Genomic DNA, 14,338 nt, shown 5'->3' on the forward strand with positions numbered 1-14,338 from the left:
CAGCTAGGCCAGATCTTTCTACAATAGGAAAATGAGTCCGAATTGCATCCTAGAACGTGTTGCCACCACCAAATCGACGAATGATGATTTATTGGCCCGTTGGCGTGCCGGGGAATTAATCGATCCTGTTGCCCGAATTGCCCATGAGCAGACCTCTGGCAAAGGCAGGGCTGGAAGATCTTGGCTTTCCAACCCAGAAGACACGCTATGCTTTTCCTTGGCGCACCCATTCCAAAAGCGCCCCAACGAACTGAGTGGACTCAGTCTAGTAATTGGACTAGCAGTCATTTCCGGCATTGCCGAGGCCTTAGGAACCAGTGAAGTCGCACTCCATCAACAAGGTCTTCGACTGAAATGGCCCAATGATTTACTGCTAAATTATTCCAAACTTGGTGGCATTCTGATTGAAGGCGGGCAAAGCAATCCAAGCTCACCTACTTGGATGGTGATCGGACTGGGCCTCAATCTTCGCAATGCATTGCTGATTGAAAAGAATCTAGATGCTCAATCCTCAATCGGCGTTGCTGCTTTGGATCAACTCGTATCTCACCAAACATCACTTCCTGATACTGAATTTATTTGGCTAAAACTCATTGAATCATTTGAAAAGTATTTAGCCCAATTTAAGCAGCATGGATTTAGCTATTTTAAAAATTCCTGGGCGCAGTGGGATGCATATAACAATCAGTCTGTTTGCATATCAGGGGCGGGCAAAGAACCTATCATCGGAATTTCTACCGGGGTTGATGACACTGGTGCACTTATCCTAAAGCAGAGGGACCAATCAATCGTCATTCATGCAGGCGATGTTTCTTTGCGAGTTCAATCATGAGTCTGTATTTAGTATTTGATCTTGGTAATACTCGGCTGAAGTGGGCGGCTGTCGAATCAACACAAAACATTTCAGACCGAAACAAAAAACTGTGGGCATATTCTGGATCGATTAGCAATAAATCTTTCCAGTCTCCCGAGCTACGTGCTGAGCTATCGGACTATATTTCTAAAACATTACCAAAGCCAGATGCAATTGCATTTTGCTGTGTGGCTGGTAATACTGCCATCGAAAATCTACGCAGCCTTTTTCCGCAATGGCAAGAGCTTGAGTGGAAGCAGTTTTCAGGTGGCAGTACTTATGAGGGTGTTCGCACACTCTATCAAGACCCAAGCAAGCTGGGTGCAGACCGGTGGGCTGCGCTGATTGGTGCAAGAGCACTCTCCAATACCAATACCCTGGTGATCAACGCTGGGACGGCTACAACCATTGACTTACTAGGTGGTAACGGGATTCATTATGGTGGCTGGATCTTGCCGGGCCTGAGTCTCATGCAGGAAAGCCTGCAACAAAATACAGCCCAACTTCCATTAGCAGTTCGTACTAGTAAGCCTGAAACACAAGCAGGCTTTGGCATAACAACGGATGAAGCTATCACCGGAGGGTGTGATGCGGCTCAAATAGGAGCAATACTGCGAGCAGTGTATTTAGCCAAAGCGATGCATCATCCTGTCGAACGAATTTGGCTTGACGGTGGTAATGCCAAAATTTTGGCAAACGCGATTAAACAATTTCCTGAGCTAGCAGCACTACCTATTGAACCTATCGAAGGCTTGGTACTACGAGGGCTTTGGGCCTGGCTCTTGCAAAATATTTGAGACCAGCCCACTTTAATTTGAAGGGCTTAGCTGGTACGAATCTTTCCCAGTAGCGTTGTAGTAGAGCGCTCATATAAAAATGAGATGGCGACTGCTTTGCCACCCCAGGTTTTTACCAAACGAGTTTCCTCAAGGGTGTCGATCTCATAATCTCCACCCTTGACATAGATATCCGGATGAATTTTTGCAATTAGATTCACTGGCGTCTGCTCTGTAAATAACACGGCTAAATCGACACTCTCCAGCGCCGCTAATAAAGCTTGTCGGTCAGCCTCGGTATTGATAGGCCTGTCATCACCCTTACCCAACATCTTGACTGAGGCATCCGAGTTCACACCAACGACCAGACTCGCTCCTAATGCTCGGGCTTGAGCTAAGTAACTAGCATGTCCGCGGTGCAAGATATCAAAGACACCGTTCGTAAATACCAGGGGTCTTGGAAGCGCGGCAATACGAGCCTCCAGCTCTGCCGGCGCACAGACTTTGGACTCAAAAGAAGGTAAAGGTAAAGAGCTCATAGCGTCATATTAATAGCATTGAGCCAGGCTCAACGATATTTGCCAGAATGTCTTAGACTTGGACATCCCCACCCCTTTAATAGGCTCAAGATGATTCGTAACATGCCAAGGCATTTATTGGCACTTCTCTTTCTGATCGCTGCAACGCAATTGGTTCAGGCTGCGCCCCCAGCATCAACCAGCTGTAGCCCCCTGCTATCCCACACCTTCCCTAGATTGCAGGATGAAGCGCCACAAAACCTGTGCCAATACCAAGGGAAAGTCATTTTGGTCGTTAATACAGCGAGTTTTTGCGGCTTTACAAGTCAATATGAGGGTCTAGAGAAGTTATATGCCAAATATAAAGATCGTGGCTTAGTTGTATTAGGATTTCCATCAAACGATTTTGGGCAACAAGAGCCAGGCAGCAATAAAGACATTGCTGACTTCTGCAAAAATACCTATGACGTGAAGTTCCCCATGTTTGCCAAGAGCGCAGTCAGCGGCAGCAACCCAAATCCTTTATTTAAGATGCTCATTGCCAAAACTGGTACAACTCCTAAATGGAATTTTTATAAATACCTCATTGATCGCAACGGTAATGTGGTGGACTCATATGGCAGCTTGACTAAACCAACAAGCAGCAGCATTACTGGTGAAATAGAAAAACTTCTTGGAGAGAAAATTTAGTGGGTAAGAAAAAAGTTGCCATCATTGGTGCCGGCATTTCTGGCTTAGGATGCGCATATAGACAGCACCCAGACTTAGATCTCGCCGTATTTGAAGGTGGCAATCACATTGGGGGTCATAGCAATACAGTAGATCTCACACTAGAAACCTCTGAAGGCAAGGTGTCTCATGGGGTTGATACTGGCTTTCTAGTATTTAATCGCAAAACCTATCCTCGATTAGTTCGTCTATTTGAAGAAATTCAAGTGCCGATTGCACCATCAGAGATGTCTTTTTCTGTATCAATAGATGCGAGCGAAAAAACGGGGCACACCAATAAGATTGAATGGGCTGGTAATGACATCAATTCTTTTTTTGGACAAAGAAGCAATTTATTCTCACTGTCATTCTGGAGAATGGCTTATGACATCCTACGATTCAATCGTCTCGCCACTCGACTCGCAGAAGAACAAATCACTGCCAAGCTTGAATACTCTGAACCAGATGAGCGCATTAAGGATTTTTTAGATCGTAATCGCTTTAGCACTAGCTTTAGAGAAAATTATTTCCTGCCAATGATTGGTGCCATTTGGTCATGCTCTGTTGAGTAGATGCTGGAGTTTCCAATTCAGACAATGGTCCGCTTCTGTCATAACCATGGACTTTTACAAATTCAAAATCGCCCACAATGGCTTACTGTTAAGGGTGGTTCGCGAGAATATGTAAAGCTTTTGGTTGCAGCACTGGAGAAACATCAAGTCCGGTTTGTGCGCGAATCCGTTTCCCGCGTCAACACCTGTCAAGCAGAAAATTCTCAGGTTGAAGTCATTACCCCTTCAGGATCGCACTGGTTTGATGAAGTGGTTATGGCCTGTCATAGCGATCAGACTTTAGAGCTAGTACATGGTATTGACCAAGATGCCTGAAATATTTTGGCCTCTGTACCCTATCAAAAGAATCGTGCAATTTTGCATACGGACAGGAATTTTTTACCAGCTACTGAGCGCTGTTGGGCTGCCTGGAACTACACTGCAAAATCTGGTGCAACACCAACTGCGCAACAACACGTCAGCGTCAATTATTTAATCAACCGCTTACAACCTCTGCCTACAGCATTCAATAGCACGCAGATTATTGTGAGCCTGAACCCGCTAACTGATCCCAACCCATCCCTAGTACATGAAGAAATTCATTACTCGCATCCAGTATTTGATATGCGTGCCGTTCAGGCTCAAAAACAGCTGCCTTTAATTCAGGGTAACTCCTCAATTTGGTATTGCGGTGCATGGACTGGTTTTGGCTTTCATGAAGATGGTCTTCGTTCAGGTGAATTAGTAGCAATGGATCTGATGGAAAAAATTGCTCATCGCGTTCTACCCAGCTCCATTAAAGATATTCAGTAAATGAATTTGCCAACGATTAATTTTGGGACTGTAAAGCATCGGCGTTTTCGACCCGCTAAAAATGCGTTTGGCTATGGAGTATTTACTTTATCCATTCCAATGCGTACGCGCAGGAATGACCCAACATTACTCAGCAAGCATGGTCTTAGAGACAATCAATTGGGACTCTTCTCATTCTTCGACCAAGATCATGGATTAGGCAATACGGATAGCCTGTCCTGGATAGAAGAAATCCTTGAGGCAAATCATATTCAGCATGTTGATGGTGAGATCTGGTTACAAACCTTCCCAAGAGTCCTGGGCTACGTCTTTAATCCCGTTAGCTTTTGGATCTGCACTCAGGCCAATGGTAAGGTTCAAGCTGTATTAGCTGAAGTGAATAACACCTTTGGCGAACGACACTGCTACCTACTCCATCATGACTCTGGCAAGGTCCTGCAATCTGGCGAGACTCTAATTAGTAAAAAGGTATTTCATGTGTCGCCTTTCTGTGACGTACGCGGGGAATACCATTTTCGCTTTTTGTTTCCTCAGAATAGTCACTCCAAGAGAAATATCGTTTGTCGAATTGAACTCCATGAGGATGAGAGTCCATTGATTAACACCAGCATCAGCGGCCTAGCTCAACCCCTGACTAAAAGCGCACTTTATCTTGCCTTCCTGCGCTACCCCCTAATGAGTCTTGGCGTGATTGGTCGCATTCATTGGCAAGCATTGAAATTATGGATAAAAGGTGTACCCTTTCATTCAAAACCCAAACCACCAGAACTTGAAATTACCCGATGAATCGCCCCGGTCAATCACTACTGTCTCGACTCACATTCTCCCGCCCGGAGAAGCGGGAGTCTAAGCAGCAACAATATCGCGCAAGCACACGTACCCTTTTAGGTCTCTTGGCGCAATTGCGAAGTGGGCATTTGATTCTGACATTGCCAAATAATGAAGTAAGGGAATTTGGAAGCAACTCGGACCAACTGCATGCAGAGATTCAAGTTTTAGATTGGTCCGTATTTAAGCAGGTGTTATCCCATGGTGATATCGACTTTGCTGAGAGTTATATTCGAGGTGAGTGGAATACACCAGACCTCAAGGCTGTTCTGGAGCTAGCTATTCGGAACCGCACCATTCTAGAAAAAGCAATCTATGGAAGTTGGTTGGGCTCCATAGCGTATCGCCCAAGACATTGGTTTGGGGATAACTCCAAATCTGGTAGTCGTAAAAATATTCATGCTCACTATGATCTAGGGAATGCCTTCTATACCCTTTGGCTAGACCCATCCATGAGCTATTCAAGCGCCTGGTTCTCAGAAGGTGCAAGCAATCACTGATGGAGGCGCAGCGCGCCAAAATCAAACGCATACTAGACTTCATCCATGCCAAACCAGGTGACCGATTTCTAGAGATTGGCTGTGGTTGGGGCGGATTTATGGAAGAAGCCTTACGCAATGGCAATCAAGTTACCGGCCTGACTTTATCCACAGAGCAAAAAACCTTCGCGGATACCAGACTTCTAAAGGTCACCGCAGAGGTGGGTAATCAACAACAATTCGAGGTCCGCCTTCAAGACTATCGAGACTGCGATGAGCAATTTGATGGCATTGTCTCCATTGAAATGTTTGAAGCAGTCGGCGAAAACCATTGGAATGAATATTTCCAAGCGGTTGCAAAGCGACTCAAAGCGGGTAGTCGAGCCTGCATCCAAACTATCGTCATAGCAGAAGACTTATTTGATCGCTATCGTCGCAGTACCGACTTTATTCAGCAATATGTTTTTCCAGGTGGCATGCTACCCTCGCCAAGCAAATTCAAGGCTGCTGCTGCCAGCGCAGGACTAGAGGTGGAGGCTGAGTTTGCATTTGGTGCTGACTACGCTAAAACCTTATGTCTATGGCGCGATAGCTTTAATCACAAGATTGAAGAAATCTATCGACTTGGCTTTGACGAGGCTTTTATTCGACCATGGAATTTCTATCTCATGTATTGCGCCGCTGGATTCTCCGAAAAGAATATTGATGTTGTGCAATAAACCCTCAAACACCAAGATGCTATTTACTCAAGCAATGCCCTGCGCCCATAAAACAAAAAGGAATTAATTCATTTGTAAATCAACGCATTTGGATCATCGAGGCTTCCAGCGGAATTGGTGAAGCCTGCACTCAAGCCTTCATCAAGGCTGGTGCAAAAGTCGCTCTCTCTAGTCGTCGCGCTGAGCGCCTCAATGCCCTTGCTAAATCAGCGCAGTCGGAACAAGCATTGGTACTCCCTCTTGATGTCACCGAGCAAGAACAGATCATCTCTGCCTACCAGAGAATTCTAGAGACCTGGGGTGGATTGGATCTTCTGCTATTTGTTTCGGGTGTATATACCCCCTTACGCGCTGACAATTTTGAGTTTGAGATTGCACACAAGACAATCGATGCCAACCTACTCGGCCCTATGAGAGCAGTAAGCGTTGTTTTGCCCAATATGCTCAAAGTGCATGCTGGACATATCGCCATAGTGGGTAGCGTGGCTGGATACAGTGGATTACCAAAAGCGCTAGCTTATGGACCAAGCAAAGCAGGGATTATTAATTTCTGCGAAACCCTGTATTACGATTTACTGCCACAGGGTGTGAGCGTGCACATGATTTCACCAGGTTTTGTAGCCACAGAAGCGACTGCACAGAATGATTTTGAAATGCCAGCACTCATCACTGCTGACGAGGCTGCAAAAGAAATTCTCGCAGGACTACAGGCTGGAGAATTTGATATTCACTTCCCTAAGCGGTTTTCAGGATTCTTAAGATTCCTCAGAATCCTGCCCTACCCATTCTATTTTTGGATCGTACGACGCTTCGTCAAAATCTAAGACTTTGAATTACTTGTACTTATCCTTGCGGATTTTTTGCTCCAAGAAATCCATCACTGCAATCGCTTTAGCTTTAGTCCCAGCAATGGATGGAGAGGTCACATAGCGACCCTGCATCACAATAGTTGGTACGCCATCAATACGATAGGTATCAGCCATCTGTCTTGCAGCACGGGCTTTAGACACAACAGCAAATGAACGGTAAGTAGCCAAGAAAGTATTGCGATCAATGCCTTGGGAAGCGACCCAATCTGCAATCTCATTTTCAGTCATCAGACGCTTATTTTCTTTATGCATGGCATACATGACTTTGTCATTCATCGCCTCACCCTTACCCATAGCCTCCAAGGCATAGAACAGCTGGCTGTGCGGCATGAAGTCATCACGAAAGGCAACGGGTACTTTACGGAAAGTGACGTCTTTTGGTTGGCGCTTGAGCCATGCATTGAGCTCGGGCTCAAAGTCATAGCAATGCGGGCAACCGTACCAAAAAAACTCGATGACCTCAACCTTGCTCTTGGACTCAACTGGTTGAGGGGTAGGAAGAATACGGCAATCAAAACCCTCTTCAATCTTAGGGCTTTGCGCACTAGCAATGCCTGAGAATGAAACTACCAAACTCAGAATGGCGGCAGATAAAAAAGTTCTCTTAGATTTAGATAATGTAATCATGATTTACTAGATTTGATAACGTTTGGTTTAATGCCCATACTATTTAACTTATCTCGCACGGGATTGCTTTCTTCAACACTGTTATACGGACCCACACGAACACGCCATAGTGTGTTGCCATCACTTGTGATCTCACTTAATTGAGATTGAATACCCTGAATAGCCAAACTCGCTTTTTGAGCATCTGCATCCGCGCGCTTATTAAATGCGCCAACTTGCAAGAAATAAATTGCATCGGATTTTGCGACAGGGGCTGGAGGCACTTCAGCCGGCTTCTTACCATTGGCCAAATCAGCAATTGGGTCTGAGGTATCGGCGGTAGGTGTCGCAGACTTACCTTGTAAAGGTTTGTTCAAATCCAGAACTTCTGCGGGGGCAGCAGCTTCACCTTCAGCGGGTGCTGGTCCTGATTTAATGGTTAAGGGAAGATTGGGGGCTCTCACTCCAGGGCGCTCTTGGGGCGTATTTTTTGAGAGGTAAAAAGCTATTACAAAAGCAACACCTAAGCCAACCCCAAGCCCTAAAATAAAGCCAAGGATAGTGCCACCATACTCTGAACTCGTAGACTGAGTCTTTGGAGTGAAGCTGGCATGTTGATTGTTTTTTTTCATCGTGTCCCAATCCTTCTTTTTACTTCTTAAGCGCTAACGAGTACTACAGCTTACATCTTAGCGGGTGCTGATACACCCAATACTTTTAATCCATTTTCAAGCACTTGACGAGTTGCCGATAGCAATGCAAGACGAGCTAATTTCAATGCAGGGTCATCGACCAAAACGCGGTCGGCGTTATAGAAGGTATGAAAATCTCCCGCCAAATCACGCAAGTAGAAAGCCAATGCATGTGGAGCTAAATCTGCCGCTGCATCAGTGAGCATTTCTGGATATTCAGCCAAACGACGCAAGAGATGATCTGAGGCTTTGCTTTTCAGCAGGGAAAGATCCGCGCCCTTCAGGTCAGAAACCTGCCCACCCCATTGAGTCAAGATGGAGCAAATACGCGCATGGGCGTATTGCACATAGAACACGGGGTTTTCATCATTTTGCTGTAAAGCCAAATCAACATCAAATACAAACTCCGTATCAGCCTTTCTGGAGATGAGGAAGAAATGTACGGCATCTCGTCCACGCTGAAGCGCTAATTCACGTTCATCAGGAGTCATCTCTGGCGTAACGCCACCGGACCACTCAACCAAGTCACGCACAGTCACATAAGAGCCTGCACGCTTAGAAATTTTGACTTCCTCGCCATGACGCATCACAGTCACCATCTTGTGAAGTACATACTCGGGATAGGTTTTCGGAATCTCCCAACCACGCTTCTGAGCCACACCCTGCAAGCCCGAACGCACACGAGCAATCGTGCCATGGTGATCGCTGCCTTGGACGTTAATCACTTTTTCAAAGCCACGATTCCATTTGCTGGAGTGATAAGCGATATCAGGAACAAAGTAAGTAAAGCTGCCATCAGACTTACGCATAACACGATCTTTATCGTCACCGTCGTCTGTTGTCTTTAGCCAAAGCGCGCCTTCAGACTCATAGGTCTTACCAATACTCTGTAGCTCGTCGACAATTTTTGCAACACTGCCATCGGTATACAAAGAAGACTCTAGGTAATAGCAATCAAACTTCACGCCAAATGTTTTCAGATCGATATCTTGTTCATTGCGCAAATACGCCACGGCAAATTGACGAATAGCCTCAAGATCATCTTTATATTCAGATGAAGCCTTAAAAGCAGCGGCAATCTCCGCAATATACTCACCGTTGTAAGCACTCTCTGGCCAGGCGGCATCACCTGGTTTAAGTCCATTTAATCTAGCCTGAACTGAGAGAGCCAAGTTCGCAATCTGTACCCCAGCATCGTTGTAATAAAACTCGCGGTGCACCTTAATACCTTGAGTTGCTAATAAGTTTGCTAGTGCATCGCCTAGCGCAGCTTGACGGCCATGACCAACGTGTAGTGGTCCAGTGGGATTGGCAGACACAAACTCAATCATCGCGCTGGAGACTGGAGCCACTTCTGGAGCTAACCGACCAAACTGGGGTCCTTCCGTGAGGACTTCTTGCACCACCGCAGTTTTAGCGGTGTTACTCAAGCGAAAGTTAATAAATCCAGGGCCCGCGATTTCGCATGAAGCAATGAGGTCACCATAGCCGGGTTGCCGCTCCAAACGCTCAACCAGTGCTTGCGCTAGCTCCCTGGGATTTGGCTTCCAAGCCTTAGAAAGCTGGAGGGCAATATTACAAGCAACATCACCATGGTCTACCGCCTTAGGGCGCTCTAAACGAGGTGTTGGGGCGTCACCCAAACCACGCTCTTGAGCTAAACCCTGGAGGGCAGCACTCAGCATTTCAATTAAACGATTTTTATTAGTTAACAACATAGATAAGTGAGTTTATCAGGTGGTAAGCTATCGAAATGATCTATCAATTTCGCTCCAAAGCGGGTCCTGACGTCATCATGCTGGCTGATCTGACCCAGCGAATCTTTGACATTTTGGGCCGCCCATTAGAGCCCAGAGGTATTTTGACGGTTGAGCAAATCCCAACCCTCATCATCGCCTTAGAAACGGCCATCCTCAAAGATTTGGAAGATCGAACTAAAAACAATGCAGCTGATCAAGAAAATACCGAAAAACCGAAGCTTGCCGATAGACTGGGGCAGCGCGCCTATCCCTTCCTAGAGCTCATGAAGCAGGCTAGAGCCAAGGATGAACCGGTGATGTGGGGCGTATAAACCCCAGCACCCCACTCCAATAAAGCAGACTTAGTCGATTGAACTTGCCAGTTGGCGGCGGATGTCTTCAACAGACTCATTACGACGCTTAGCAAGATCTTCAATTTGATCCGTTGACAACTTACCCACATTGAAATAACGCGTATCCGGATGCGCAAGGTAAAAACCGCTGACGCTGGAAGCCGGATTCATAGCCATCGATTCGGTCAATGTCATACCAATATCTTCTGAGCCAATCACACGCAATAAGTCTTTTTTAACCTCATGGGCAGGGCAGGCTGGATAGCCTGGCGCCGGACGGATGCCGCGATATTCCTCATTGATCATTTGATCATTTGTCAAAATCTCATCGGTCGCATATCCCCAAAGATCAGTGCGAACGCGGTGATGCATTAATTCTGCAAATGCTTCCGCTAAACGGTCGGCCAAAGATTGCAGCATGATTGCGCTGTAGTCATCATGCTTTGCATGAAACTCAGCCACTTTTTTCTCAACACCGTGGCCAGTCGTAACAGCAAAGCAGCCAAGGTAATCAGCCACATTGGAATCTTGTGGTGCGACATAATCTGCCAAGCAACGATTAGGTCGGCGAACGCCGTCGACTACGGGGCGCTCAGACTGCTGACGTAAGTTATGCCATACAAATAATGGATGCTCGCGAGATTCATCGCTATATAAAACGATATCATCACCTATCGTGTTTGCTGGATAGAACGCTACTACAGCATCAGCTTGCAACCACTGGCCTTTGATTAACTTATCCAAAAGCGCCTGGCCATCTTCAAACACCTTACGAGCCTCTACGCCCACAATTTCATCATCCAAGATGGCTGGGAACTTACCGGCTAAATCCCAAGTTTGGAAGAATGGCGTCCAGTCAATGTATTTAGCAATATCACTTAAAGCGAAATTCTTAAAAACGCGGCGCCCAATAAACTTAGGCTTCTCGGGCACATAATTAGCCCAATCAATCAGCTCTCGATTCTTGCGTGCCGCTTCTAGTGAAATCGTTGAAGATGCTTTTTTATTGGCATGCTGCTCACGAATACGTACATAATCATCGCGCAGATCTTGAATAAATTTCTTAGCACTTTCATCCGATAGCAAGCTGGATGCTACTGATACAGAGCGGGATGCATCGGGCACATAGACCACAGGGCCATCATAGTGTGGCGCAATCTTGACGGCAGTATGCACACGTGAAGTTGTCGCACCACCAATCATCAATGGAATTTGACGTTCACGGAAATAGTCATCACGCTGCATCTCTTGAGCAACGTAAGTCATCTCTTCTAAAGACGGAGTAATCAAGCCAGAAAGGCCAACGATGTCCGCCTTTTCTTCTTTCGCTCGCTTCAGAATTTCTGCACAAGGTACCATCACGCCCATATTGGCAACTTCAAAGTTATTACATTGCAGCACCACTGTCACAATGTTTTTACCAATATCGTGCACATCGCCTTTAACGGTCGCCATCACAATCTTGCCTTTGGCTTTCGCTTCGCCACCAGAGGCAATATGCAGGCGCTTTTCTTCCTCAATATAAGGAATCAAAATCGCCACTGCTTGCTTCATCACACGCGCACTCTTAACCACTTGAGGCAAGAACATCTTGCCGGCACCAAACAAATTGCCGACGACATTCATTCCATCCATCAGAGGGCCTTCAATCACCTCGATCGGACGACCGCCCGCACCCATAATTTGCGCGCGCAGCTCTTCAGTATCTTCTTCAATAAAAGTAGTGATGCCATGCACCAAAGCATGGGTTAAACGTTCACGCACTGGGGCTTCACGCCACACTAGGTTCTCTACCTGCTTGGCGCCACCGCCTTTAAATTGATCGGCAATATCCAGCAAGCGCTCTGTTGGCGTCTTGCCATCCTTTTCTTTAAAGCGGTTCAGCACAACGTCTTCAACACGCTCGCGCAATTCAAGATCTAGGTCTGCATAAACGCCCAGCTGGCCTGCATTGACGATACCCATGTCCATACCCACCTGAATGGCGTGATACAGGAATACCGTATGAATGGCTTCACGCACACGATCGTTACCGCGGAACGAGAAGCTGACGTTTGAGACGCCACCACTGACCTTCGCGCCCGGCAGGTTTTCTTTAATCCAGCGAGTCGCATTAATGAAATCTACTGCGTAGTTGTCATGCTCCTCAATACCGGTCGCAATGGCAAAGATATTGGGATCAAAAATAATATCTTCTGCTGGAAAGCCAATCTCATTTACGAGAATTTGATAGCAGCGCTGACAAATTTCAGTCTTACGCTGAAAGGTATCGGCTTGACCCACCTCATCAAATGCCATCACTACAGAAGCTGCGCCGTAACGGCGAATCAAACGTGCTTGCTTTCTGAAAGGCTCCTCACCCTCTTTCAGTGAGATCGAATTCACAATCGGCTTACCTTGAATACATTTCAGGCCAGCCTCAATCACACTCCATTTGGAGGAGTCGATCATGATTGGCACACGAGCAATATCGGGTTCTGAAGCAATCAAATTCAAGAAGCGCGTCATCGCTGCTTCGGAATCTAACATCGCCTCATCCATATTGATGTCAATCACTTGGGCACCATTCTCAACTTGCTGCCTTGCAACTACTAAGGCTTCATCAAATTGATTATTCAAAATCATGCGCGCAAATGCTTTAGAGCCCGTAACGTTAGTACGCTCACCAATATTCACAAACCCGACATCAGCCGTGACATTGAAAGGCTCTAAGCCGGAAAGCTTCATCGGAGGCATTGTCTTTGTTGTCTTGCTCATGCCGACACCTCCGCGCTCTCACGATAGAAGGCGCGTGGCTTGCGCTTAGCAACTGCGTTCGCAATCGCACGAATATGATCTGGCGTCGTTCCACAGCAACCGCCTACGAGATTAACTAAACCATCTTTTGCAAAGCCGTCAACCAAGCTAGAGGTTATTTCTGGGGTCTCATCAAAGCCGGTGTCACTCATCGGATTAGGCAGGCCGGCATTGGGATAGCAAGATACTGCGGCGTCACAAATACGAGCAAGCTCAGCAATATAAGGACGCATGAGCGCTGCACCTAAAGCGCAGTTCAAACCAAAGGTCAGGGGCTTGATATGGCGCAAGCTATTCCAAAACGCTTCAACTGTTTGTCCAGACAAAATACGACCAGAAGCGTCAGTGACTGTTCCGGAAATCATCACTGGCAAACGCTCACCAGTCTCTTCAAAGAATTCATCTAAAGCAAACAATGCAGCTTTGGCATTCAGTGTGTCAAAAATTGTTTCAACTAAAAATAAATCAACGCCGCCTTCAAAGAGACCTTCGATCTGCTCGCGATAAGAAGCACGTAATGCATCAAAGGTCACATTACGCGCACCTGGATCATTTACATCCGGAGAAATACTTGCCGTCTTTGGAGTAGGTCCAATTGCGCCAGCTGCAAAACGTGGCTTGTCTGGCGTGGAGTATTTTTCACATGCAGCACGCGCCAATTGAGCAGAGATGACGTTCATCTCACGTGCCAAGCCCGCCATTTTGTAATCTTCTTGCGCAACAGAAGTGGCGCCAAAAGTATTGGTCTCAATAATGTCTGCGCCTGCGTCTAAATATTGCTCATGAATCTTGCTGATGATTTCAGGCTGAGTCAGAACCAAGAGTTCGTTATTGCCCTTGATATCGCCAGGATGTGCTTCAAAGCGCTTGTTAGCCGGCAATCCACGGTAATCTGCCTCATTGAGCTTGTATTGCTGAATCATGGTGCCCATAGCGCCATCCAAAATCAGAATGCGCTGCTTCAGTAGCTCGGGAAGTGCCTGACCACGGGTGTAAGGCTGGGATAAACCATTAGATTGCATTGCTTAACCGGGATTA

Annotated in this window: 17 protein-coding genes; 11 read left to right on the plus strand and 6 right to left on the minus strand. The window is 46.4% G+C overall.

The window, feature by feature from the left end; translation table 11 throughout:
• The first annotated feature begins 31 nt into the window (after positions 1-31).
• Both DXE44_RS08735 and DXE44_RS08740 read left to right on the plus strand, forming a co-directional pair.
• Entirely contained in the window at positions 32-832 is an 801-nt protein-coding gene (locus tag DXE44_RS08735) for a biotin--[acetyl-CoA-carboxylase] ligase (RefSeq protein ID WP_114654090.1), read from the plus strand.
• A complete protein-coding gene (locus tag DXE44_RS08740) occupies positions 829-1,650 on the plus strand; it encodes a type III pantothenate kinase (RefSeq protein ID WP_114654091.1) in 822 nt (273 codons plus the stop codon). Before DXE44_RS08735 ends, DXE44_RS08740 begins: the two co-directional genes overlap by 4 nt.
• 26 nt (positions 1,651-1,676) lie before the next feature.
• Here the strand turns inward: DXE44_RS08740 and rfaE2 are convergent, their stop codons facing one another.
• Positions 1,677-2,168 carry a D-glycero-beta-D-manno-heptose 1-phosphate adenylyltransferase gene (rfaE2, locus tag DXE44_RS08745; protein ID WP_114654092.1) on the minus strand — a complete coding sequence of 164 codons (492 nt, stop codon included), beginning with the start codon at positions 2,166-2,168 and terminating at the stop codon, positions 1,677-1,679.
• Between the two features lie 102 nt (positions 2,169-2,270).
• Here rfaE2 and DXE44_RS08750 point away from each other — a divergent pair, with 102 nt between their 5' ends.
• From DXE44_RS08750 to DXE44_RS08770, 8 genes are all read left to right on the plus strand, one after another.
• On the plus strand, positions 2,271-2,837 hold the full coding sequence (locus DXE44_RS08750; protein ID WP_415065550.1) for a glutathione peroxidase: 567 nt from the start codon (positions 2,271-2,273) through the stop codon (positions 2,835-2,837).
• Entirely contained in the window at positions 2,837-3,427 is a 591-nt protein-coding gene (locus tag DXE44_RS11240) for an NAD(P)-binding protein (protein WP_331851845.1), read from the plus strand. The genes DXE44_RS08750 and DXE44_RS11240 overlap by 1 nt, the downstream gene beginning before the upstream one ends.
• On the plus strand, positions 3,428-3,742 hold the full coding sequence (locus DXE44_RS11245) for an NAD(P)/FAD-dependent oxidoreductase (RefSeq protein ID WP_331851846.1): 315 nt from the start codon (positions 3,428-3,430) through the stop codon (positions 3,740-3,742).
• A gap of 6 nt (positions 3,743-3,748) precedes the next feature.
• Positions 3,749-4,219 (plus strand): NAD(P)/FAD-dependent oxidoreductase, encoded by a 471-nt coding sequence (locus tag DXE44_RS11250; RefSeq protein WP_331851847.1) that lies wholly within the window; start codon positions 3,749-3,751, stop codon positions 4,217-4,219.
• Positions 4,220-5,005, plus strand: coding sequence for a DUF1365 domain-containing protein (locus tag DXE44_RS08760; RefSeq protein ID WP_114654094.1), 786 nt, complete (start codon positions 4,220-4,222; stop codon positions 5,003-5,005).
• Entirely contained in the window at positions 5,002-5,547 is a 546-nt protein-coding gene (locus DXE44_RS11100) for a class I SAM-dependent methyltransferase (protein WP_269460683.1), read from the plus strand. Before DXE44_RS08760 ends, DXE44_RS11100 begins: the two co-directional genes overlap by 4 nt.
• The gene (locus tag DXE44_RS11105; RefSeq protein WP_269460684.1) at positions 5,547-6,245 is read left to right on the plus strand and encodes an SAM-dependent methyltransferase; all 699 of its coding nucleotides are present in this window, start codon (positions 5,547-5,549) and stop codon (positions 6,243-6,245) included. The genes DXE44_RS11100 and DXE44_RS11105 overlap by 1 nt, the downstream gene beginning before the upstream one ends.
• 95 nt (positions 6,246-6,340) lie before the next feature.
• Positions 6,341-7,069, plus strand: coding sequence for an SDR family NAD(P)-dependent oxidoreductase (locus DXE44_RS08770; RefSeq protein ID WP_269460701.1), 729 nt, complete (start codon positions 6,341-6,343; stop codon positions 7,067-7,069).
• 9 nt (positions 7,070-7,078) lie between these two features.
• Here DXE44_RS08770 and DXE44_RS08775 read toward each other — a convergent pair whose 3' ends face one another.
• From DXE44_RS08775 to argS, 3 genes are read right to left on the minus strand one after another with little or no spacing between them, the layout of a single operon-like run.
• A complete protein-coding gene (locus DXE44_RS08775) occupies positions 7,079-7,741 on the minus strand; it encodes a thiol:disulfide interchange protein DsbA/DsbL (RefSeq protein ID WP_114654096.1) in 663 nt (220 codons plus the stop codon).
• Positions 7,738-8,352: an SPOR domain-containing protein gene (locus DXE44_RS08780; protein ID WP_114654097.1), complete on the minus strand. Its 615-nt coding sequence runs from the start codon at positions 8,350-8,352 to the stop codon at positions 7,738-7,740. Before DXE44_RS08780 ends, DXE44_RS08775 begins: the two co-directional genes overlap by 4 nt.
• Positions 8,353-8,402: 50 nt before the next feature.
• Entirely contained in the window at positions 8,403-10,130 is a 1,728-nt protein-coding gene (gene argS / locus DXE44_RS08785) for an arginine--tRNA ligase (RefSeq protein ID WP_114654098.1), read from the minus strand.
• Between the two features lie 35 nt (positions 10,131-10,165).
• On the opposite strand from argS, the gene DXE44_RS08790 reads away from it, so the two are divergent.
• Positions 10,166-10,483 (plus strand): DUF1840 domain-containing protein, encoded by a 318-nt coding sequence (locus DXE44_RS08790; RefSeq protein WP_114654099.1) that lies wholly within the window; start codon positions 10,166-10,168, stop codon positions 10,481-10,483.
• A gap of 30 nt (positions 10,484-10,513) precedes the next feature.
• Here the strand turns inward: DXE44_RS08790 and metH are convergent, their stop codons facing one another.
• Both metH and DXE44_RS08800 read right to left on the minus strand, forming a co-directional pair.
• Positions 10,514-13,261 (minus strand): methionine synthase, encoded by a 2,748-nt coding sequence (gene metH, locus DXE44_RS08795; protein ID WP_114654100.1) that lies wholly within the window; start codon positions 13,259-13,261, stop codon positions 10,514-10,516.
• Positions 13,258-14,322, minus strand: coding sequence for a homocysteine S-methyltransferase family protein (locus DXE44_RS08800; protein WP_114654101.1), 1,065 nt, complete (start codon positions 14,320-14,322; stop codon positions 13,258-13,260). The genes metH and DXE44_RS08800 overlap by 4 nt, the downstream gene beginning before the upstream one ends.
• Positions 14,323-14,338: the final 16 nt, after the last annotated feature.

It is taken from the genome of Polynucleobacter necessarius, from assembly GCF_900095175.1.
Classification (GTDB): Bacteria; Pseudomonadota; Gammaproteobacteria; order Burkholderiales; family Burkholderiaceae; genus Polynucleobacter; species Polynucleobacter necessarius_I.